The organism is Shouchella shacheensis (assembly GCF_001484965.1).
GTDB classification, from domain to species: Bacteria; Bacillota; Bacilli; order Bacillales; family Bacillaceae_D; genus Shouchella; species Shouchella shacheensis.
This window is the reverse complement of the sequence record NZ_LLYY01000003.1, coordinates 309,676-332,354: the sequence shown is the minus strand read 5'-3', so window position 1 is coordinate 332,354 and position 22,679 is coordinate 309,676. Positions and strand designations below refer to the sequence as shown.

Genomic DNA, 22,679 nt, shown 5'->3' with positions numbered 1-22,679 from the left:
ATTCCCTGCCGTGTACCTAATAAAACTCGAATGTATGATGCGGAAGGTTTTCTTTAACTGCCTCGAGCGACTGTTTTTGTTGATCAAGCGCTTCTAGCTCTGGCACAACAACATGATCCATGTAGGCACGCATATCAATCGTAGCGTCAGAACGAACGAGCCTTGCATCATCATTCACGTACTCATAAAGCATGGAAAAATCCTCTGTCGCGACATCCACCATTCCTCCCTGCGCTTCCAGTTGAAGAGGATGGGCTTCAATGTTCATGACCTTGTAAACCGTTCCTGCACTTATGTAGCGCGCTTGCTCACCCTCGATTTCCTCTGCCTCATTTGCGTTAATCAGAACATCCCCTTGGTAAGCGGTGGGGACCTGAAGAGAAATGGCGAAATAGGCTGTGACTACAGCGAGAAGCACGAGGAAAGAGCCTATGCTCTCGACACTCTTTGAATCTTCTTTCCTTTTTTTACGAAGGTATTTCGTTACCAAATATATGCCCACAGCCAGTAGAAAGACCATACTGGCGATTAAAAGAAATTGAAACAATCCTTCTGATAAGACAAGCATGCACAACGACTCACTTTCTTTTTGACCTCTTGGAAACAAGCATGTAGCACAGAGATATGGTACCATATCCGTGTAAAAGAAAGAAGCCATAGCCTAATGAGAAGGAGAATGCCCTATGAATCAAGTGATTGAATCACTGAAAAACCACCGGTCGCATCGTACATACACCACCCAAGATATTCCCTCCTCTTATATAGAAGAGATTGTGGAAAGTGCTCAGGCTGCGCCTTCCTGGATCCACGGCCAACAAGTCTCCATTGTTTCCGTGAAAGACCATAAGCGAAAGCAAAAGCTTTCAGAGCTATGCGGTGGACAGACCCATATTGCCAGCGCACCCGTATTTCTTGTTTTTTGCATGGACTTCAGTCGCGCCCAAATCGCGAGCGAGATGGAAAAAGGTGATTTTTCTTCCGTGGAAGATGTTGACGTACTGCTTGTGGGTGCAACGGATGTAGGTCTCGCCTTAGGAAACGCCATTGCCGCCGCCGAATCCCTCGGCCTTGGAATCGTTCCGATCGGCGGGGTTCGCCGCGAGTCCTTAGAAGTCATTCGTTTTCTTGAGCTGCCCAAATACGTGGTGCCGATTGCTGGCCTCTGCCTCGGTTACCCAGAAGGAGACGTCGCTCAAAAGCCGCGACTCCCAAAAGAAGCGGCCTATCATCTAGAAACCTACAAATCTCAGGATGAAGACACCTTGAAAGCCTATAACGAAACCATGAGTTCGTTCGCCCCAACTCTGTGGACCAAGCGAGTCTCCACTTTTTACGATAAACCATATTACTCGAACATTGCCCGAATGCTCAAACAACAAGGATTCACTGCACGAAACATGTCAGAGGAAGCATAAGGTGCCCACTCTGAGGTGAAAAAGCTGCCGAGTACGTTCCGGCAGCTTCCCGCTTCCGCTTTTCGGTTACAGGGGCATATTTCCGTGCTTTCTTTTTCTATCGTTTCCTTCTACTTTCTGGGTCAGCAGGGCGAAAGAACGAAGGAGCACCGTCCTTGTTTCTCTTGGATCAATCACATCGTCAATGAAGCCTTTCGCCGCTGCCACATAGGGGGTGGCGTGCACTTCCTCATACTCTCGCTGCTTTTCCTTTCGTGTTTTTTCTGGCTCACTGCTCTCCTCGATTTCCTTTCGATACAAAATCGCCGCAGCGCCACCAGGCCCCATGACCGCAATTTCTGCCCCCGGCCAGGCATACACAAAGTCGGCCCCAAGCGCTTTGCTATTAAGAGCAACATAGGCTCCGCCATAGGCCTTTCTTAAGATCACAGTAATTTTTGGCACAGTCGCTTCGGCAAAAGCATAAAGAATTTTTGCTCCGTGACGGATAAGCCCCCGACTTTCCTGTTCCACACCTGGTATGAACCCACTCACATCTTCAAGCATCAAAAGCGGAATGCAAAAGCAATCACAAAAACGTACGAAGCGAGCGCACTTATCAGCCGCATCCAGATCGAGACATCCGGCGAGATGTTTCGGATTGTTCGCAATAACTCCGACGCTCTGACCGCCTATCTGGGTCAACCCTGTGACTAAATTACGAGCGAAGCGTGGCTGCAATTCCAGCCACTCCCCCTGGTCGGAGAGTGCACGAATGATCTCCTTTACTTCGTAGACATCTTTTCCATTTGTTGGAATTAAATCAGCGAGTGATGTCTCGCCTGCCGGATGCGGCTCATGGAACGAGGGGGTCCCTTTTTCAGCGGAGGGTAAATAAGCAAGAAAGCGCTTGACTTCAGCAAATACTTTAGCTTCGGTAGCGGCAACAACATGGGCGACACCGCTTTTTGTGGCGTGGATCTGCGTTCCTCCTAATTCCTCTGCGCTAACTTTTGCTCCGGTCACACTCTTTAGGACTTTCGGGCCTGTGATAAAGAGCTGGCTGGTTTTCTCGACCATAAAGACAACATCTGTGAGCGCAGGGGAATAGACGGCTCCTCCAGCACAAGGGCCGAGCATCACAGAAATCTGAGGAACGACCCCAGAGGCCTGTACGTTCCTGCGAAAGATTTGCCCGTATCCAGTTAACGCCTCTACCCCTTCCTGAATGCGCGCCCCCCCTGAGTCAATCAATCCAATGATCGGAGCATTGATTTTGCAAGCAAGATCCATCACTTCCGCGATCTTTTGGGCGTGCTTGCCTCCAAGTGTTCCCCCATGAACGGTAAAGTCTTGAGCATAGAGGCAGACCACTCTCCGCTCAATCGTGCCGTACCCTGTAATGACCCCATCGCCAGGAATGTTCTCCTCTGATTTCACAAAGCGATGAAGTTCTGTAAAACTGTCGGCATCGAGCAGATGCACAATCCTATCTCTTGCTGTCCATTTGCCGGCACTCCTTTGCCTCTCCTGCTTATCTTCCCCACCGCCAAGTAGCAAAGCGGCTTCCTTTTTCTTTAAACACTTGATCGCATCCCTTTGTTTCACTAGCGCTTCCTCCTGGTTCAACATTTTCCCACTTACCATAACCAGGAAACACTTCCTGTATGCATCACTCCGAACGTAGAAGCGGGAGGGTCACACAGCGAAAGCCACCACCAGATTTGATAATTTCGGAGAAGGGCACTTCGATCACGTTATAGCCAACAGCCCTTAGTTTGGCATTGGTTTCCTTGTTGATGGGTAGAGCAATGACCGTTTTTTCACCAATTGAAAAAACATTCACACCTAAATGAAACTGCTCCTCTTTCGAAACGTCAATCAAGGTATAGCGTTCTTCAAGTCTTGTGATATCTGAAGGGGCAATGGCCTCCCTGTAAACCAAAGCCTCATTCTCTGAAATGGGGTTAAAGACACAATCTAGGTGTAAATACTCATCATCAATTTCAATCCACTCGAATTCAATCTCTGGGTGGTTGGCTTCAAGTGGCTTCAAGCTATCCTTTGACGTACGTCCACTCGCGCCAACATACACACGATCTTCAGCGAGGACCACGTCTCCCCCTTCAATCGTGCCAATCGAAAGATGTTCAAATGGCTTATCGTGCTCCGCTGCAAATATGGCTAGAACCTGCTCTTCTCCCTGTCGCACATTGCTTTTCAAGCGAGCGATATAAAACGTGTCATCAATCACAAAACCGGTGTCCCTCATAAAGACTTGCTCAGGAAACTGCTCTTCTGCAGGGATTTCGTATACGCGAACGCCGGCCTCTTTTAACGCCTCCACCAATTTTTCATGCTCTTCTGTCGCAACAACCTTGTCGATATTTTCATCCGCATACTGTTTCTCGGCCCTGTTGATCGGCTTACCGATGTGCAGGTGGTTTGCTGGACAGACAATCACCTCTTTGAGTGGGGCGAATTCCGTTCTACACCTAATGCTTTGGGTTTTCTCCATCTTCATACCTCCTCGTAACTTTCCTAACATGTATGTCTAAAGACGAAATGTTAGGGCTTAAATGGGGGTTCATTTATGTAGCATCTGTACACCTTCATTCTACTATCCCGCACTAGCGTCCTTTCTATTCAATACTGCCTCTGCTCACCCAGCCAAGCACAAATAAGCAGACCCTTCAGAATTCAAGGTCTGCTAATCACTTTGTTCAAAGGTTAACCAAAGGGTGTAGCCGTCCTCCTGTATGGTTCGACCGTTCTTATACTCGTTAAGATGAGCGGCAAGAGCGTTCGCGGCCTCGTGAAACTGTGTCTTATTCCTGTGTTCCAACGCTTGGTCGATGCTTCCCTCCAAACACTGTTTTTTAAAATAGTAACGGGAATACTCTAGCACTGCCTTGGCGTATAAGGATTGGACGATGGTGTCCGTCCGGATTTCCAGACTGTTGATTACTTGTAATTGCTTCCACACATTGCGATCCATTGCAAATGGCTCATTCATGGTTTGGTCCCTCCTATCTTGTTTTCATTGTAATTAATTATTTTTACCCCGAAAGAAAAAAGTCAAAACCCATGGTTGTGACCTTTCTCTTGCATTGCCATTATCTTCTTCAATTCATATTGCCCAGGGCTGGACTTTGATGTACAATGGTCTCAGCTGTTTTATGACAGATTTCAATATTATATTGGAGGTTATCCCATGTGTGGGTTTATTGGTGAGTTGTTGCATGATGCAAACAACCACGTATCTGAAGAGCAATGGAGCGAGGCGCTCGAAGCCATTCACCACCGCGGACCAGATAGCACAGGCAACTACCAGGACAGCTTTGTTCGTCTTGGCTTTAAACGGTTAAGCATCATTGACCTGGAGCATGGACATCAACCGCTTTCTTATGAAAACGGCAGATACCACATTATTTTTAACGGTGAACTATACAACTACGTTGAACTCAAAGCTGAGCTCATTGAAAGAGGGTACACGTTTCAAACCGACTCGGATACGGAAGTGTTGCTCGCCCTCTATGCTTTTGAAGGAAAGAAATCGGTGAAGAAGCTCCGGGGAATGTTTGCGTTTGCGATATGGGACAGCGAAAAAGGAGAACTCTTTTGTGCCCGTGATCCGTTTGGCATTAAGCCTTTCTATTATGTTAAAGACCGGGAACGCTTTTTCTTTGCCTCAGAGTTAAAATCAATCAATCCGGTGCTCGCCAAGCAATCCATCGTGCAAGAGTCGTTGCAGCACTACACGACTTTTCAATTCGTTCCTGAACCACGTGCACTGACGAAGAACGTTCATAAGCTCTTGCCAGGCCACACGTTAACCATCTCCAAACAATTAAATGAAAAGATTGAGCGCTTCTCAGCGCGTTCCTTTGAACCGCAAGCAGGGGCGAGCCCAAGCGAACTTGCAGCAAAGACGCAACAGCTGTTACGTGACTCGGTCGCCAAACATATGCGCTCCGACGTTCCAGTCGGTGCTTTTCTCTCAAGTGGCATTGACTCTACATCCATCGTAGCGCTGGCGAAAGAGCTCCATCCAAATTTAAAAACATTCACGGTCGGGTTTGGAAATGAAGGATTTAGTGAAATTGATATTGCTAAAGACACAGCCAATCAACTTGGCGTTGAAAACATCAGCAAGGTGATCAGCCCTGAAGAGTTCATGCAGGAGTTGCCCAACATCATTTGGCATATGGACGAGCCTGTCGCCGATCCTGCGGCCGTTCCTCTTTATTTTGTTGCCAAAGAAGCGAGCAAGCATGTAAAGGTTGTTCTTTCAGGTGAAGGGGCAGATGAATTATTCGGTGGTTACAACATTTACCGTGAGCCCTTGGACTTGGCATGGTTCAAACGAATTCCGAATGGACTTCGTAAACCGTTGAACGGCTTGTTTAAACAGCTGCCTGGAGCTGTGAAAGGACGAAACTATTTGATTCGCGGGACCACACCTATTGAACAGCGTTACATCGGCAACGCCTTTATTTTTTCTGAAGCAGAAAAAACGCAACTGTTCAAGAGTTATGATTCTAGCAAGCCGTATACGAAAGTCACCGAACCGTTTTACCGACAAATTACCAATTATGACGACTCAACTAAAATGCAGTACATTGATATGCACACGTGGTTGTCCGGCGACATTCTCGTTAAAGCCGACCGAATGACGATGGCGCACTCTCTTGAGCTGCGGGTCCCGTTTTTGGACAAGGAGGTCTTTGCCCTTGCCCGCACTATTGAACGTGACGCCAAGCTTCAGAACAAAACAACGAAATACGTCCTGCGTCAAGCGATGAAGGAATATATTCCATCAACTATCGTGCCACGGAAAAAGCTAGGTTTCCCTGTCCCGATTCGTCTTTGGTTGAAGAATGAAATGTATGACTGGGCAAAGACGCTGATTACAACGAGCCCTGCATCAAGCCAATTCTTCCGACAAGAATTTTTACTGAAACTGCTTGAGGACCATGCGGCTGGAAGAGCCGACAATAGCCGCAAGCTGTGGACGGTTCTCTGTTTCATCCTCTGGCATCAGGTTCATGTGGAGAAGAGCTTAAGGAGTCCAAATCAACTCATCAACGCCGAGCGTCTTAGTGAAGAAACGCGCGAGGCTCGTGTGGTGGTTTAAGAACGACGCTCATGAGAATGGTCTCATGAGCGTTTTTTGTCTAGCTCCGGCGGGTAGAAGCTCGAGATTTTTCAGTCCTGACAACAAAATCCAAGTTCGGGATTTCTTTTGTCAGCCTTCTAAAATTCTCACTTCTGGGCAACCCGCCTCCGCTTTTCTGTTTGTCGCGTTTCCTTTGTTTTCGCGTTCTAGTTCTGCTCTACTTTACTACTCCTCCTACCTTTTCTAGTAGCTCTTTGACTTGTAGGACGGTAATCAGGCGATCGTCCGTATGATAGACGCCTTCTATATAAGTCAATCTTTTACTGTTGTAAGCGGCTGGGTTTTCACTCATTTCTACTGAGGCGACATCCAACACACTATTTGCTTGATCGACAATAAACGCTACCTGATACCGATCCTCGTTTATTAGCAGCATGCGTGTTGCCTCGTTATGTTCTTTTTTGGCAAGATTCATGAGTGTTCGAAAATCGACCACCGACCAGAGCCTCCCTCGTATGTTGGTAACGCCTGTCAGATGCGCTCCAGGCACCCTCGTTACATATTGCATACGCTCTATCGATTCGACCGCCGTAATGTCGATTCCGTACTCCTCCCCATCTACTTCAAAGGTCACCAACTTTTCCACCATCAACTCACACCACCCTTACGATTTAAAAAACGCATTTGGATCTATAACAAGCGCAGCATCACCATTGCCTAAAATGGTCGCTCCAGATAGGGCAAACACGTCCTCGAGCAACCTGCCCAATGATTTTAAAACAATTTCTTTCTGACCGATAAACTCATCAACGGTAAGAGCAACAAGCCGTTCCCCGCGATAGACCACCACCACTGAATGGACGGAACTCTCCGCTACCTCTCCTGGGACATCGAACAACTCACGTAAGGAAAGCAAGGGAACCATTCGATTACGATACTCAATCACTCTGGTGTTATTTACTACATACACCTTTTCTTCTTCTATGAGAGCGGTCTCGACGATCGAAGCAATCGGAATTGCATAGACCTCCATAGATACTTGGACGAGCATCGCCTCTATGATTGAAAGCATCAGTGGAAGTTCAATCGAAAAACGTGACCCTTCCCCCTTGGAAGAAAAGACCTCGATGCTCCCACCAAGCGCTGTAAACGTACTCTTGACGACATCTAAGCCCACCCCTCTCCCAGAAAGATCTGTCACTTCATCGGCCGTACTAAACCCAGGTTCAAAGAGGAGCTGATAGACATCGTTGTCCGAAAGAAGGCCTGCTTCTTCAGCGGTAATCAACTCGCTTTGCATTGCTTTTTGGACGACTTTGTCTCGGTTTATCCCGGCCCCATCATCAGCAATTTCAATCACGACGGCGTTGCCGCTGTAAAAAGCATGTAATGAGATGGTACCCTCAGCCGGCTTTCCAGCAGCGGTTCGAGCAGCGGGCCGTTCAATTCCATGGTCGATGGAATTGCGCAATAAATGGAGCAGTGGATCGCCAATTTCATCCATAATCGAACGGTCCAGCTCGGTTCGCTCTCCTTGGATTTCCAGACGGATCTGTTTATTCAATTCCTTTGAGACTTGCCGGACCATTCTTGGAAAACGACTGAATACTTTCTCCAGAGGCAACATGCGCATCGACAGCATCAATTCCTGTAAATGTCCCGTGACACGAGCAATGCGCTGGGCGGCTCCGCTCAGATCCTCGTCCTCCCGTTCGTTCGCTAGCAACTCAAGGCGCCCCCGATCAATCACTAGCTCCTCAAAGACATTTAACAGTTGATCCAACTTCTTCACACTGACACGAATCGTCTTTGCTTGCTCTTTTTTGCTCCGCCCTTGGTTGACCTTTGGCTCAGCAACGGGAATTTCGGGTTGCCTCGCTAAAGCAAGCGAAGCGATCTCCACAGGCTCAAGAGCCACGTGATCAACCTCGGAAATCGAGCGTAACTCTTTTTCAATGCCTTCCTTCGAAACCTGAGTCACAACGGTCACGACAAACGTGTCATCGAATTTCTCTTCCTCAAGAAGCTCCACGCTTGGCGTCGCTTTGAAGACCTCCCCCACTTCTCCAAGTGCTTGAAAGACCATGAACACACGCGCGCCTTTCAGCACCGTTGTTGAATCAAGCCTCACCTCTATGGTATACACAGATAAGCCTTGCCTCAGTGCTTGTTCAATCATCGATTGTTCATAACTATCGAATGGCGCTTTCAAAAAGTCTTGCCCCTTAGACACCTCTTTTTGCTCTCTTTCGCCAAGGCTTTCTAGCTTTTGAATGACGTTTGTGGCCTGAATCACGCCAGCCCCATCCTCACGAATATGTGTCGTAATTTCCTCGAGCTTCTCCACTGCCTCGAACAGTACATCGATCAACTCAGTTGTTACCTTCTCCTTGCCATTACGGATGTCATCTAGTACGTTTTCAAGAATATGAGTTAGACTCGCCATTTCTTCGAAACCCATGGTGGCCGCCATCCCTTTTAATGTATGAGCCGAACGAAAAATTTCTGCGATGATTGACAAATCCCCAGGCGCTTGTTCTAACGCCAATAAACCATCATTCATGACCTGCAAATGCTCACTGCTTTCATCTAAAAAAACAGCCATATATTCTAACTGGGACACAAGCGTTCACCTCATTAGCAAAGAATACGAGGACAAACTTTTCCTCATCCTCCTTTCCTTGTATCGGCTAAAAGGGAGGGGGTGTTGACCCTTAAAAAAGAAAAGAAGCTGGGACAAAAGTGTATTATCAAAATGAAAATTCGAACGAACTTGAAATTGGTGCGTATAAGCGCTCCGGAAATATACTTCGCTTTCCGCGGGTGGCTGTTGAGCCTCCTCGTGCTTACGCTCTGCGGAGTCTCACCTATGCCTTTTTTCCCGCAGGAGTCTACGTATATTTCCTACGCTAATTCCCTATTTGTTCGCTTTTTTGAGTAACAAGTTTTCGTTATGTCCCAGCCTCTTTTTTTGACAATCATATCTGAGATTCTCTCGCCCCTGACTGCACAATCGCTTGCGGATTGCTGTCTTCCAGTGCTCGTTCTGTCAGCGCAAGCCAGGATCCGGCGACTGCTTTTCCTCCTGCTGCCAGTAGACAATAATCCTCTGCTCGCGTCATAGCGACATAATATAAACGCTTCAATTCTTCTTGCGCTCGCTCGTCCGCGCGAGCTTTAGCAACCGTAAAACCCGGCGTTTGCCACTCGGATTCCCCGTCCGAGGCTTTCATCACAAGCCCAAGCTGTTCGTCAAAGCGCACGGCCCCGGTTTCGCTCTTCATCCTCCGTTCGAGCTGTGGCAGGCAGATCACGGGGAATTCCAACCCTTTCGAAGCATGGATCGTCATGATGTGAACCGCATTGCCGTCCACTTTTTCCGTTTCTGCTTCCCCCGTGTAGCGACTTGCTGTAATCGTGCTCTCCAGCTGTGCCATCATTAATTCAAGCGAACGAGTGTCCATCGCCACCAGCATTGCAATTAATTTTTCAACGTTGCGAATGCGCTGCAGGCCATTTTCTTGTAGCAAAAGCACTTGTCTGAGTCCCGTTTCCAGAAAGAGCTCGTTCAATGTTCCTTCTACCGATTTCTGCACCCGAAACGGCAAATACTTCTTCATCCATTCGTTGTACAGTTGCAGTGCCTCAAGCATCTGGGGCTCCGTAATCTCCCCTTGGAAACGCGCTGGCTCACTCACATAGTCAGCAAACGATTCTTCTGGCTTGAGCTGTGCGTGGATAGAAAGAAAATCACTCATCGAAAGGCCAAAGAGGGGACTTCTCAAGAGTGCCAGCACATACGAATCCTCGAACGGGCGGTTGATCCAGTTTAAGATCGTTCGCATGTCCCTGATTTCCTGACGTTCGAAGAATCCTACACCCCCATAGACAACGTACGGAATTTCCTCCTTACTCAGCGCTTCCTCCAAAGCAAGCAGCTTCGTTCTCGCAGGCATGAGGATTGCCACATCCCCCCAGCGCGGAAGCTTATTTCCGGTACTACTGGCAACGAGGACGTTTCCTTTTGTGCAAATGGTCTTTAGTTCCTTCGCGAACGAGCTGAACTCCTCTTCCTCCTCTTCGACAGCTAGGATCCTTGTTAACGCAGGCTCACTTGCATGAGAAGCTCGTCCGGCCGAAAGCGGCGAATAACGAGTGGCAAAGGAGGCTTCCTCTCCCCCGCTCATCATATGAGCAAACAACTCATTGACGGCTGTGACGATTTGCGGCGCCGTTCGGTAATTTTCATGAAGCGAAATCAGCCGACCCTCTGTGGACTGTTCAGCTCGCGCAGCCACTTTGGCCATGAGGGCAACGTCCGCGCCCCGGAAGCGATAAATCGACTGCTTCTCATCGCCAACAAAGAACAAATGAGGAGGCGAAATCGCCTCAACAATCGCAAGCTGCACAGGGTTCGTGTCTTGAAACTCATCGACCATAATGTGACGGTACTGCTTGCGACACGCCTCCTGCACTTCATTGCAGGCAAGGAGCGTATACGTCTTTTGCTGCAAATCGCTAAAATCAAGGGCGTTCTTCTTCTCCTTGGCAACACGGTAATCGTTCGCAAAGCTTTGCAACAGCGTGAGGAATGCTTCTAGCAGGGGCCTAGCCTCTTCGAAATCGTCTCGTTGCGGAAAAGCCTCCCAGTGTTTCTTCAATGGCTTCCAAGATTCTTCATAGAGCGTATAAAGAGCTGGAATCTTCTCCTGCCAGGCTTTTTGTCCTCGCTTAGGCATACGGAATTTGATTTGCTTGACCCGCTCCTCTTCTCCTTTGACCGTTTGAAGCTCCTTCGCGAGTGTGCCAATATTTCCTACATGCTTTGCCTGGGCCGGGGTAAGCTCGTCCTCGGCTGGCAACTCTAAGACAGCTCGACCTAAGTCTTTCGTAAAAGCGGCGACGATCTGCTTTTTTTCTTCGTCTAACGCCTCGACTTGCGCCTTCCACATCTCCGCTACCGTGAGATGTCCGAGTACTTCCTCGCCTGGAACGATTTCAACAATCGCATTATGCATCGATTCGAGCTCTGCTACTAAGCTTGATTTAGAAAAGTGCTGCAAGAGCAAGCGTACCTCTTCCCGGCAAGCCACATTTTTCAATGTTTTTTCTAACAGCTCAAGCTTGATTAACCGTGCCTGGGTTTCATCAAGCAGGCGCCCACCCGGCTCCTCGTAGCCAAAGCGGGCAAACCTCCTAAGCAGATACAGAGAAAAACGGTGAAAGGTAGCAATCATTGCCTCCTCGGCCTCCTCTTTTTGAGTCAACCAGTAGCTACGCTCTGCATCTGTTTTCGATGCTTCGACTTTAGCGGCGAGCCTCTCGCGCAGACGACTCTTCATTTCCCGTGCCGCTTTCTCCGTGAAGGTAATCGCCGCGATTTCCGATATCGTCGCCCCTTGGGGGGAGTCAGGCTCCATGAGACGCGTCTCACAAAGAGAAACAATCCGTTCTGTTAACACGCGCGTCTTTCCGGAGCCAGCTCCCGCTGACACAACAACAAGCGGCTCACTCGCCGTAATCGCCTCGAGCTGAGCGTCATTAAATTTCATCCGCTCCTACTCCCTTCATTTTCTCGGTCACTCGACAAATGGACGCGTGCGGACAGCTGTCCCGGCAGTCAAGCGGAGCAACCGGAAATTTTGTGGTCATCCCATTCCACAACGTTTTAATTCGTTCGTGCAGCTGCCATTTCTCCATAAACGCTTCTTCCCCAAGCTCATCCTCACGATTTTGACAATGCGAGCTGACACCGTACGCCGAGCCTTTGCCGACATGTTCGTCGCGCCATATGCCGTTGCCCGCTCTTTTCTTCGCCTCCAGCAAGGAAATATAGCTTGTCCCGGCAATCGCCTTTCCTTCGGCCTCGCGCACCATATACGAATAGAGCGGCAACTGCAGCTTTAATCCTTGCTCCACCTCCTGCATGCGAATGCCAGCGCGACCTGTCTTGTAATCGTAAAGCGTCAGTTCGCCCGCATATGTATCAACACGGTCCAATTTTCCAACGAGAAAAAGGGATCGTCCCTCGTGGAGAGAGATGGTGGTGGAGACAGGCACCTCCAGCCCTTGGATCATGGCTTCGCGTAGGTTCGGATTGTCCCAAAAACGGAGGCGCTCTGCATCCCACCACTCCAAGAGACGCTTGCTCCAGCGCTCTTTTGTTCGTTCGAGCTCGACTCTGTTCAGCGAAGGAGTCAGTGGCTCGATCTCTTCTTGAAAACGTCGCTCCCATTCCTCCAGCAGCATATCCGGAACCTTGTCCTTCGTCTCGTTAGAGAGCTCAGCAAATGGCAGACCAACTGCGCCAATTTCTTTATAAAGCCATTCAATGAGATCATGAACAAGCGTGCCAATCAAAAGAGGGGAGAGGTCTTCCTCCTCTTTCGCAGGTTCACGGACCTCTAAAACACGCTCAAGCCCGTAGCGAAACGGACAGCGTGCGTAAGCTTCTAGCTCCGTCACAGAGGCATGTTGACGCTCCTTCAACGCATCGGACTGCGCTTTGGATAGCGGTTCCTCTCCGCTATCAAGCCGCTTAAGTCGCCTTTTGTACAAATCGAGCCACTTGTCTCCGCTAGAGTCTTGGTGTCTCGCAACGTAAGCCTCCTTATCCCTTTCATTGCTTCGTGAAATGCCCTCTCGCTCCATGCGCCCGGCGAACGACCATATTTCTGAGAGAGCCACCCCATCTAGAAACGGAGAGGCCTGCAAAGGAGTTTCCTGATCCACGCCACATATATAACTGATATGCAAGAAATCACATACAAAGGGAAGCAGCTGATACTGTAGCTTCTGTGCCCGACGCACGCTTTCTTTTGTCGGCAAGCCGGGCAAAGGCATGTTCTTGAGGTCATGCTCAGTGACATACCCTTGAAAGGAATAGCTTTGTGGGAATACAGCAGCATTTAAGCCAACGACAAACAGCGCCTCTCCCGAAAAGGCGCCAACATCGCTCCAGGTAAGAAGCTGAACACCTTCTTCCGATGCATCTGAGAGAGAAAGGGAGCCGAACATCGCTTGTAGCCATTGCAAAAAGACATCCAAAGAGACGGTCTGCTCTCCAAGCGAAAGCTTTTTTACGCGCGCCTCTTCACTCGTCAGCTTCTCTCGGAGCAGTTGGCCTGCAATTTTCTCCTGCGCTCTCGGACTAAATTCGTCGTCATGCGGCCAAATCTCTGAATCCAACAGCGAATCTAGCAAACAACGAAGACGAGCGATTCGCTTTCCTAGACTCTCTTCACGAGCCGCCTCCTGCTCACCCGCAGCCTCCACAAGAGAATCCAACGCCTCGATTCCACTCTTCCCGGTTTGGATTAGCCTTTGCTTCGCTTTTACATAGGTTTTGCCGCTCACACCCGCGATCTGAAAAAGCTGATCCGTAAGTAGGAGGCGCGCCTCCTGATCGAGAAAAGGCGTGCTCAAGCGGCTTGTCAGCCATACGAAAATACCGCTTTCCTGCATACGTGTGGAGGAGACGTCCGCTACCCGAATTCCTTCTCTTTCAAGCCTTTCTATAAACGAAGCCACACGCTGCTTTGTTGCCACGAGCACGCCGATCCGCTCAGCATTGTTTCCCTCATTTATTTTAGTGAGAATCCCGTCTATGACGCCACGCCACTCTTCATCTTCCGTCGTTGCTTGCGTCAGCCTTTGCTCCGTCGCCCTATGCTCGGCGTGTTCGCGTAAAGCTCGCTTTTCAAAGCCGCTCTCAAGAAGATAACTGCTCCCTTCTGACTCTGGCAAGCAATAGACCCCGCTTTCTTTTAAGGCGTCCAGCAGTGCGAGCTCTGGCGTTGTGAGATCGACAAACCCTTCTAGGTAGACATGTCCTACTTGAGGCATCATTCCTTCCTTCAAAGCGCTTGTAGCCGCTGGAAGCAAGTCATCATTTGTCAAAAGTGGAACCACCCGCTTCGCCTCCATCTCCTCCATAAGCGTGAAAGAAGCGCTAAAGGACTGCAGCGAGGCAGGTAGCTGTTCTCGCGGAATCCCTAAGCGCTTTAGTTGGCGATACGTTTCCGAAATGGTCCTTGCCGCTCTTGCATCTTCTGCTACTTCAGCCCTCATAAGTGCGTTCATTGTTAGCAAGAGCCCATCAGCTTGCGAGATCTCTTCATAGCGCTTTTGTGCAAGCGCAAGCAGCGTACGAGCGAACCCTTCAAATGTGTGCGTAGAGATATGTTGGTTTTTTACGCGTGCCTGCTTGCGCCAATACGCGGTGGGAACAACAAAGAACACCGGCAGCTCTGGCTTCTGCTGTTGGGCGGCAATCGCCTCGAGCCTCTCGTTTTGTAAAGTCGCGTCCAAGCCAATTTCCTTTAGGATGGCACCCACACTCTTTCCTCCTCGTTAAAGCAAATTTCGAATCCCTATGTAGACAACAATTAGGGCGATGCTAATGGCACCACCTATCATTATAAAAAAAGATCGATAGTCTTGTTTTTTCAATTTTCCGATGCTGGCTTCCATCGTATAGACAAGAAACAGAGCGAGAATCCCTTTGAAGATAAACTCAAACGGAAAGCCGTACGTATAAGTCATGGCAAGACCAGTAACAAATAGAAGGAACTGACACTGCCACACGAAGAAACGAACCAGTTTCCGCCCCCTTTGTACCCTCCCCCACACCATAAGAAGTAAGCATAGAAAAGCCACAAATAAAAGCGGCCAAATCGCACCATGAAAGGCGGCCATAATTCGAAACGTTTGAGCTGGCATGTGCGATCCCTCCTGCAAAAAACCTAAGACGAGTATATCATAGATTCTTGCTTAGCCTAGGGAAAGGGGTATGCTGACCTGTCGGATGCTTGATAATAGAACATACGGAGTCATTGAACTGGCGGGACTTCATTCGGAAAGATAATCCAGTTGCAGGAGCATTGCTTAGCAAAAACTGCAATTCACGCAAAAGTCTATTCTTCCTTCACCTTTACCTAAAGGAATTATCTTCTGCAAGGTAGATACCAGGGGTGGGGTTCAGGGATTAAATCGTAGTCTTCGAACTTAGACGTTTGTGCACGAACACTGAATCTCGGCGTTTTCAGCACTCGATTTTGGCGTTCGGAGGCTCCCCTTGTCGTTTAGGCGCCTTTTGAATGTAGGAACTGACAGGTTCCTTTAAACCAAAAAAGACCGGAGTCATGCTGTACTCTGGTCTTTTTTAATCTTTATCATTGCTGCACTTTGCTTGGACTGTAAACGGCAGGACCTTAAGGGCCGCTTGTCCTACCTCGGCTGCCTATTAGACTCTACATCTGACCTAACGCATTTGTTAAAAGAATGGAAGTGGTTGCCAGAAATCGCTCTCCTCACACGCATGCGCCAGCTGTAAGAGCCGGTGCTCCTCGCCCTTTTGCGCCATTACATGTACACCGAGTGGCATTCCTGCTTGCGTTAAATGCAAAGGCATCGACATCGCCGGCTGACCAGTAAGGTTCGCCAGCTGCGTAAATGGCGTGTATGATAAGCTCGGCAAAAACATTTCATAAATAAGTTCCTGCTGCTCAGTAGCAGAGACCGTTTCCACGACTTCCTTTAATGACGCCTCCACCTCGGCGTTTGGCGTTAATTCGCCAACTTCCGGTGCTCCTGATGCGGTGGCGGGGGTAATGTAGAAATCATACCGCTCGTGGAAGGCGCTCATCTTGGCAGCAGCGGCATCCCAAGCGGACAAACTCCGCGCATAGGTAGCAGCACTCACTTTTTTCCCTGCCTGGGCAAGCACCCACGACTCGGTTTCAAAATCATCAGCGGATAGTTTGTGACCGAGGCCTTCTTCAAGCTTCTCAAGTAAGCTGGCCATTTCCCCAGAATTCATGAGGTAGTATTGTCTCATTAAAGCAACGCCATCAATATTTGGCCTTTTTTCCTCAACATTATGTCCCTGCTCCTCTAGCCAGCGAGCAAGCTTTCTCACCGCTTCCTTCGCTTCATCGCTCACTGGAGTACCTACAGGGGACTCTACCGAAAAGGCAATTCGCAGCCCTTTTGCAAGCGGCTCCCGGGACGCATCTACATAACTCCCCTCAAACAGCGGTGTTTGAAAGGCTGCAGCAGGCTGAATAACTTGCAACACGTCAAGGAGTGCTGCGCTATCACGCACCGACTTTGAGAGCGCAAAGTCAATCGCCGCTCCTTGCCACTGCCGTCCGACTCCAGGGCCCACTGGCGTGCGTCCCCGCGTCGGTTTTAACCCAAAAAGACCTGTAAAAGAAGCCGGAATACGGATCGAGCCTCCACCATCACTCGCCCCCGCTACTGGCACGACACCGCTAGCAACGGCAGCCGCCGCTCCCCCACTTGAGCCACCTGGAGAATAAGCGGGATTCCATGGATTGCGACACGGCCCGTGCAGCTTTGGCTCCGTAATATTCTTCAGCCCAAACTCTGGCGCATTCGTGTGTCCTAGCATCGTAAAACCTGCCTTCTGCAACCGGGCGGTGTAGTGGTTAGTCGCCTCTGCGAGCTGATGACGAAAGAGAGCCGATCCAGAAGTAAGCGGCGCTCCTTTTAACGCATGAGACGCGTCTTTTAACAAGAATGGAACACCCGCAAAAGGAGTCCTTTGGTCATCAAAGGCCTTCGCTTCTTGCCAAGCTTCCTTTTCTCTTCTGGCGACGACTGCATGAAGTGAAGCCGTTTCCTCGATTCGCTTGTTGGCGGCATCCACCAGCTCTGTCGCATGGACTTCTCTTTTATTCAAAAGATCCGCAAGACCTGTAGCGTCATAGGATTGGTAGGATCTTGTATCCATTGGCAGCTCCTTTCTGTATGTAGCTTGTCCTGAGATTTCTTGCCCTAGTGCACTTCACTAAGGCTTGTGATTTCTTACTTCTTATTTGTACTATACGCGGTTATCCTACATTTGGCTTCCTACACGCTTGCACGAATGATAAGAAAAGCCGCTTCGCCATTCCGTCCTTGGCTTGCAGCAGATTTTCTGGATGCCACTGGACACCGACAACAAAGGCATGATCCATGGATTCAATCGCTTCAATCGTCCCATCGCTCGCCCATGCAGTTGCCTCAAATCCCGGAGCTAGCTCACGCACGGCTTGGTGATGAAAGCTGTTAACATACCCGTCCGTCACGCCGGTAAGTTCCGCTAGTTTCGAACTAGGTGTAAGAAGTATCGCATGGCTTCGATGATTTCTCGGAGCTCGCTGCATATGCTGAAGCATTTGTTTCTCCTCTTCTGACTGGGCATAAATATCTTGATACATGTCACCACCGGCAGCAATATTAAGAATTTGCACGCCGCGACAAACGGCTAGAATGGGCTTGTTTCTTTGCAAAAATGCCCGGATGATGGCGATTTCAAATCGGTCCCTCTCCGGAGTAATCTCTCCTAACTTTGGATGAGGGTCCTCGTCGAATAAGTTTGGATCAATGTCGCCTCCTCCGGTTACGTACAAGCCGTCAAGCTGCTCCGCGTAGGCACACGCCTGACTGACCCCGACGTTTGGCAAAACAAACGGAAGCCCCTCCGCCTGAGTGACGGCAGATATATTATCGAGCGAGGTGGAGAGCCGTTCTTCCCCTTGAACCGACGAACTGATGCCAATTCTTGCAATGCTCATAAGGTGTTTGCCCCCTTTTGCTCATTCCCTACACACTATTCCTCGCGTGTTCGTCCTGTGCAGATGCCAGCCTTATGATCTTCTTAGAAAGTTAATGAATTCTTTTGAACCATGTCGACATCAGCGGTCTATATGAGTAGGTCAGCAAGAGTGGACGGCAATGGGCTACGACTCGTAGATGCCCTCAACTTGCAGAAGTTTTCGTAACTGCTGCATGTCTCCTGCGATCTCCTGTTTCAAAGACGGATTGTAAAAAACTGAGGCTGGATGAAAGGTCGGGAAGACTATGTGCCACTGCTCCCCTCTCGACAATCGCTTATCATCCCAGTGCTTCAGCATTCGAATTTGAGTACAAAACGGTCGCCCGTGGATGATACTGATTTTGGCGTCAGGACCGACGAGACGATGAAGCGCCACGCCGCCAAGCGTCACAATCACCTTTGGAGCAATCGCCTCGATTTGAGCATCCAATAGCGGAGCGTGTGCAATGATTTCCGCCTGCGTCGGTTTCCTGTTGCCTCTTTTTTCGATCGGCTTCTGCGCGCTTTTTTTGTCGGTTTTGTATGGTCTGCTGCGGACAGTGCTCGAGATATAGACGTCGTCCCTTTGGAGGTTAAGTCTATGAAAATATGTATCTAGTATTTGTCCTGCTTTTCCTGTGAAAGGCTTGCCAGTCATCACTTCATCACGACCTGGCGCCTCCCCCACAAAAAGGACAGAGGCCTTCTCGTCGCCTCCTCCAAGCAAGAAGCCCTCGCATGGGTAGGGCTCCATCCGTTTTTTCACTTCCACCATTAGCTTACTTGAAATCATCGTCTTCACCTACAAAGTATAAATTAAAAATGGTCACTCTCACTGCGTAAGCGCGCCTTTTCTTCTAAAAGCGCCATTTCTGTTACGCACTGCTTCATTTCTTTTTCCGTTGTTGCACAAGCAAACTTCTTTTGCAGTGACTGAATAGAAGCGTTCTCCTCCTGTGTTAAAAAAGATTGCATCTACATCCTCTTTTCCCGTTCACACGTCTAGGGTCGTCCGTGTTCGTTTCGTGGTTCTACTTAAATAGTATACGCGGATTTATCATTTATAAACGTCTGGCTTGCAATCGTAGACAGGAAAACAGCAATGGGTTCACTGCTTTCAATGTTCATCCGCAGGAATTGTAAGCGATTCTTTTCGCTAAGCCCCTGCTTTGCTCTTGTTAATTTGTCCTTACAGACGAAAAGATACTAGATTCTAGACACAAAAAAACCATTGGCAAAGACCCAATGGTGATCATCCCTATACTATTTGGATTCCACATAATGTTGAAGCTCGTTCATGATTTGCTCGGCGCCCTCACGACTAAGGACAATGTTTCCATCCGCAAGTGAAATATTGTCATCAGAGCTCTCCCCTGTAACCACGCATGCTTTATAGGGTTGGTATTTTTCAAGAATAATCTGATCCCCGTCCACAAGGATCGCAAGCGGCGCCTTAATTTCAATATTTAGCATATTACGAAGCTCTTTAGGGATGACAATACGCCCTAACTGATCCAGCTTACGTACAATTCCAGTTGATTTCATAATAAATCACATCTCCTTAATCGTTTTTTCATTATTCTCTTTGCTAATGCTACCTGCATTTTACTTCATTTGGCTATTTTTTAATAGTCTTATTGCTAAAACTAGTGTTAAGTATGACAAGGGCTCCATAATTTGTAATCTATTATAGTTCTTTATGATTACATTTTAATGCTATTTCTATGTACAGAAAAAGCACGCACTCAGATTTATGGCTCTGGGTACGTGCTTCTCCCTTTATATCATGCTACAGGGGAAAGCTTGAGGTTTTTCGCTTCTGAGCGACCCGCCTCCGCTTTTCTTTGTCCAGCTGCGGCGGGTAGAAGCTCGGGATTTTTCAGTCCTGCCCTGAAATCCAAAATCGGGATTTCTAGTACAGGCCTTCCAAAATCCTCGCTTCTGTACGACCCGCCTCCGCTTTTCTATTAAGCAGGGTACACGCTTACTTGCTTACGGTCGCGTCCTACGCGCTCGTACTTCACAACGCCGTCGACTTTAGCAAACAACGTATCGTCGCCGCCTTTACCTACATTGGTTCCAGCGTAGACGCGTGTGCCGCGTTGACGAACTAGGATGGAACCGCCTGTTACCGATTGTCCATCTGAACGCTTAGCCCCAAGACGTTTAGAACGTGAGTCACGTCCGTTCTTTGTACTACCTACCCCTTTTTTCGATGCGAAAAATTGAAGGTCCATTTTCAACATGGAAGTCACCTCCTATCTATTTCAACAGTAATAAACTCATTATAGGATTCAGCAATTGACTCTAAGGAAACCCTCATGCCTTCAAGCAACAGCTGAACCTTCTCATAGCTGACAGAATCGAGACCAGCGGGCACCTGGCATTCAAGATGACCACCATCTGTTGCTGATTCAGCCACAACATTCACATCACACAACGCATGAATGGCATTCACTGCTCCAATAGAGACAGCGGATGCCCCTGCGCAGACAATATCATGTCCGTACGGGCCAGCCTCTGCATGCCCATCCATCGTAAAACCAGTGATCCCGCGTGAATCACGTGTAACTAACACATGTATCACCGGATTACCCGTTGATTTTGCCGATGGTTACTTTTGTGTAAGGTTGGCGGTGGCCTTGCTTACGACGGTAGTTTTTCTTCGGTTTCATTTTGTAAACGATGATTTTCTTGTTACGGCCATGTTTGTCAACAGTCCCTGTAACCGTTGCACCTTCTACAAAAGGAGAACCAACTTTCGCTGAATCGCCCCCAACGAAAAGAACCTTATCAAAGCTAACCTCGTCCCCTGCTTCTGCATCCAATTTCTCGATATAGATTTCTTGGCCTTCTTCAACTTTAATTTGTTTGCCACCTGTTTCAATAATTGCGTACACTTCTGCACCTCCTCATAACATAAGACTCGCCATTATAGGTAGAGCAACAGCTCATTTCAACCTAAGCCGCGCGGTTGTAAGTTCATTGGGTGCTCCAATTCACTAACAACCTACATAATAGCATAGGCGCAAATGCCTTGTCAATACGCATTTTACGGGTGTTCGCCGGATATGCGTGAATATACCCCTTCCGCTTCTTGACGACTTCCAATATAGCGAAACGCATAAGGAATGGTCCACGGCATGCTTGCATTTAATTTCGTAAATATCTGGAACCCTAGCGCACCGTCAATTGATTGATCTGCTTCCACGAGCAAGGTTTGCCAAACATCGGGGTGAACCTCAAGTACCACGGCCTCAACTTCACTGTCCATATGCTCCCACAGCGAACGTTCAAGAGAATAGGCCTGCTCTTTATTTGATTTAACCGTTCCTTTCATCGCACACATTGGACAGGGCTTCGATAAAGCCATGTTCAGCGGCAAGCGTACTTTTTTTCGTGTCATTTCCAAGAGACCTAGCTTCGTAAAGCCGCGAACATTCGTATGGACGCGGTCTCTTTTGAGTCCTGCTTCCAAGGCCTGTTGAACCTTTCGCTGATCCTCTTCCTGTTTCATATCAATAAAATCAATGAGGATCATTCCGCTCATGTTGCGCAGTCGAATCTGGCGTGCGATTTCCTTTGCAGCCAAATGATTTGTCCTCAGCACGGTATCCCGCAAATTCTGTGAGCCCGTAAATTTTCCTGTGTTGACGTCGATAACGGACAATGCCTCGGTTTCATCAAAAACAAGAAAGGCACCATTCTTCATCCAAATCCGACGACGCAAGGCTTTCTCCAGTTCGTGCTCCACTTGCTTATGCACAAACAAGTTCTCACTGGCCCTATAAAGCGAAAGTGCTCGGAACGCTGGCGTTTCTCTTAGCAAGTCTTTAAGGAGCATGTAATCCTCAAGATGATCAACGATCCATTCATCAATGTCACCGTCGGCAAAACTCCCCACCAACTCCTCAAGTAAACTTTGGGCAGAATAAACGAGAGAAGGCACTTTTTGTTCCTTCGCCTCCTTCCTTTTCCTCTGCCAGAGCGTTCGTGAAATATGGATGTCCTGCTTGATTTGCTCAACCTGAGCACTTTCCGCGGAGGTGCGGATAATCAGCCCTTCTTCCTTCTCTACAATTTTTTTGGCTTCCGCTCGCCAGAACTCCCGTATCTGTTCATTTGACATTCGCTTAGAAATGGCTACATACCCTGCGGTGGGCATGTAGACGGCATAGCGTCCTGGAAGGGCAATGACTCCAGTAAGTCGGGGGCCTTTTTCTCCGCGTGCTTCTTTTGTCACCTGAACAAGCACTTCTTCGCCCTGCTGCACGTAGATCGAAATGCTTTTTTCGCTTTTCTCTTTCTCAGGATCCGGATCTATTTGAAAAGAAAGCAGCTCATCCCGGTAAAGAAAGCCATTCTTTTCGCCACCAATATCGACAAACGCTGCTTGCATACCAGGTAGGACACGTTCCACACGCCCTTTGTAGACGTTGCCAACAATCTGTTCGTTTGAAACATCTTCATGGAGCGCCTCGACGACGTGCCGTTCTTCTACGATCACTGCTCGACGTGTGCTGAGACTTCTGTTAATATAAATGCTTCTTTTCATGACGTACGC

The 22,679-nt window shown here is 48.6% G+C and carries 20 protein-coding genes and 1 other annotated feature; of the genes, 2 read left to right on the top strand and 18 right to left on the bottom strand.

The window, feature by feature from the left end; all coding sequences use genetic code 11:
- Positions 1 to 16: 16 nt before the first annotated feature.
- Positions 17 to 568 carry a hypothetical protein gene (locus AVZ68_RS07770; RefSeq protein ID WP_059103949.1) on the bottom strand — a complete coding sequence of 184 codons (552 nt, stop codon included), beginning with the start codon at positions 566 to 568 and terminating at the stop codon, positions 17 to 19.
- 115 nt (positions 569 to 683) lie between these two features.
- Between AVZ68_RS07770 and AVZ68_RS07765 the strand changes: the two genes are divergently transcribed.
- Entirely contained in the window at positions 684 to 1,415 is a 732-nt protein-coding gene (locus AVZ68_RS07765) for an NADPH-dependent oxidoreductase (protein WP_059103948.1), read from the top strand.
- A gap of 66 nt (positions 1,416 to 1,481) precedes the next feature.
- Here the strand turns inward: AVZ68_RS07765 and AVZ68_RS07760 are convergent, their stop codons facing one another.
- The 3 genes from AVZ68_RS07760 to AVZ68_RS07750 all read right to left on the bottom strand — a co-directional run bounded on the left by AVZ68_RS07760 (position 1,482) and on the right by AVZ68_RS07750 (position 4,410).
- A complete protein-coding gene (locus tag AVZ68_RS07760; RefSeq protein WP_059104040.1) occupies positions 1,482 to 3,026 on the bottom strand; it encodes an acyl-CoA carboxylase subunit beta in 1,545 nt (514 codons plus the stop codon).
- Between the two features lie 40 nt (positions 3,027 to 3,066).
- Positions 3,067 to 3,912 carry a dimethylarginine dimethylaminohydrolase family protein gene (locus AVZ68_RS07755; protein WP_059103947.1) on the bottom strand — a complete coding sequence of 282 codons (846 nt, stop codon included), beginning with the start codon at positions 3,910 to 3,912 and terminating at the stop codon, positions 3,067 to 3,069.
- 192 nt (positions 3,913 to 4,104) lie between these two features.
- Positions 4,105 to 4,410, bottom strand: coding sequence for an IDEAL domain-containing protein (locus tag AVZ68_RS07750; protein WP_059103946.1), 306 nt, complete (start codon positions 4,408 to 4,410; stop codon positions 4,105 to 4,107).
- Positions 4,411 to 4,608: 198 nt separating this feature from the next.
- Here AVZ68_RS07750 and asnB point away from each other — a divergent pair, with 198 nt between their 5' ends.
- Complete coding sequence (gene asnB / locus AVZ68_RS07745; RefSeq protein WP_059103945.1) at positions 4,609 to 6,531, top strand: asparagine synthase (glutamine-hydrolyzing); 1,923 nt, start codon at positions 4,609 to 4,611, stop codon at positions 6,529 to 6,531.
- Positions 6,532 to 6,730: 199 nt separating this feature from the next.
- On the opposite strand, the gene AVZ68_RS07740 is transcribed toward asnB, so the two are convergent.
- The 14 genes from AVZ68_RS07740 to AVZ68_RS07675 all read right to left on the bottom strand — a co-directional run bounded on the left by AVZ68_RS07740 (position 6,731) and on the right by AVZ68_RS07675 (position 22,670).
- Positions 6,731 to 7,162, bottom strand: coding sequence for a chemotaxis protein CheW (locus AVZ68_RS07740; protein WP_059103944.1), 432 nt, complete (start codon positions 7,160 to 7,162; stop codon positions 6,731 to 6,733).
- Between the two features lie 15 nt (positions 7,163 to 7,177).
- Positions 7,178 to 9,136, bottom strand: coding sequence for a chemotaxis protein CheA (locus AVZ68_RS07735; RefSeq protein ID WP_157404602.1), 1,959 nt, complete (start codon positions 9,134 to 9,136; stop codon positions 7,178 to 7,180).
- A gap of 355 nt (positions 9,137 to 9,491) precedes the next feature.
- Complete coding sequence (locus tag AVZ68_RS07725; RefSeq protein WP_059103942.1) at positions 9,492 to 12,065, bottom strand: UvrD-helicase domain-containing protein; 2,574 nt, start codon at positions 12,063 to 12,065, stop codon at positions 9,492 to 9,494.
- Complete coding sequence (locus AVZ68_RS07720; protein ID WP_059103941.1) at positions 12,055 to 14,850, bottom strand: PD-(D/E)XK nuclease family protein; 2,796 nt, start codon at positions 14,848 to 14,850, stop codon at positions 12,055 to 12,057. Before AVZ68_RS07720 ends, AVZ68_RS07725 begins: the two co-directional genes overlap by 11 nt.
- Before the next feature lie 15 nt (positions 14,851 to 14,865).
- The gene (locus tag AVZ68_RS07715; protein ID WP_059103940.1) at positions 14,866 to 15,234 is read right to left on the bottom strand and encodes a DUF1516 family protein; all 369 of its coding nucleotides are present in this window, start codon (positions 15,232 to 15,234) and stop codon (positions 14,866 to 14,868) included.
- Between the two features lie 553 nt (positions 15,235 to 15,787).
- Complete coding sequence (locus AVZ68_RS07710; protein ID WP_059103939.1) at positions 15,788 to 17,269, bottom strand: amidase; 1,482 nt, start codon at positions 17,267 to 17,269, stop codon at positions 15,788 to 15,790.
- 100 nt (positions 17,270 to 17,369) lie between these two features.
- On the bottom strand, positions 17,370 to 18,095 hold the full coding sequence (locus tag AVZ68_RS07705) for a gamma-glutamyl-gamma-aminobutyrate hydrolase family protein (protein ID WP_059103938.1): 726 nt from the start codon (positions 18,093 to 18,095) through the stop codon (positions 17,370 to 17,372).
- Between the two features lie 165 nt (positions 18,096 to 18,260).
- A complete protein-coding gene (locus tag AVZ68_RS07700; protein WP_059103937.1) occupies positions 18,261 to 18,908 on the bottom strand; it encodes a uracil-DNA glycosylase in 648 nt (215 codons plus the stop codon).
- Between the two features lie 23 nt (positions 18,909 to 18,931).
- Entirely contained in the window at positions 18,932 to 19,090 is a 159-nt protein-coding gene (locus AVZ68_RS20160) for a hypothetical protein (protein WP_157404601.1), read from the bottom strand.
- 288 nt (positions 19,091 to 19,378) lie between these two features.
- Positions 19,379 to 19,660 carry an AbrB/MazE/SpoVT family DNA-binding domain-containing protein gene (locus tag AVZ68_RS07695; RefSeq protein ID WP_059103936.1) on the bottom strand — a complete coding sequence of 94 codons (282 nt, stop codon included), beginning with the start codon at positions 19,658 to 19,660 and terminating at the stop codon, positions 19,379 to 19,381.
- 422 nt (positions 19,661 to 20,082) lie between these two features.
- A complete protein-coding gene (gene rpmA, locus AVZ68_RS07690; RefSeq protein WP_059103935.1) occupies positions 20,083 to 20,361 on the bottom strand; it encodes a 50S ribosomal protein L27 in 279 nt (92 codons plus the stop codon).
- A gap of 5 nt (positions 20,362 to 20,366) precedes the next feature.
- Positions 20,367 to 20,702 carry a ribosomal-processing cysteine protease Prp gene (locus tag AVZ68_RS07685; protein ID WP_059103934.1) on the bottom strand — a complete coding sequence of 112 codons (336 nt, stop codon included), beginning with the start codon at positions 20,700 to 20,702 and terminating at the stop codon, positions 20,367 to 20,369.
- Positions 20,703 to 20,706: 4 nt separating this feature from the next.
- Entirely contained in the window at positions 20,707 to 21,015 is a 309-nt protein-coding gene (rplU, locus tag AVZ68_RS07680; RefSeq protein ID WP_059103933.1) for a 50S ribosomal protein L21, read from the bottom strand.
- Between the two features lie 12 nt (positions 21,016 to 21,027).
- Positions 21,028 to 21,101: a sequence feature (ribosomal protein L21 leader region), on the bottom strand.
- Positions 21,102 to 21,167: 66 nt separating this feature from the next.
- Positions 21,168 to 22,670 carry an Rne/Rng family ribonuclease gene (locus tag AVZ68_RS07675; protein ID WP_059103932.1) on the bottom strand — a complete coding sequence of 501 codons (1,503 nt, stop codon included), beginning with the start codon at positions 22,668 to 22,670 and terminating at the stop codon, positions 21,168 to 21,170.
- Between the last annotated feature and the right edge of the window lie 9 nt (positions 22,671 to 22,679).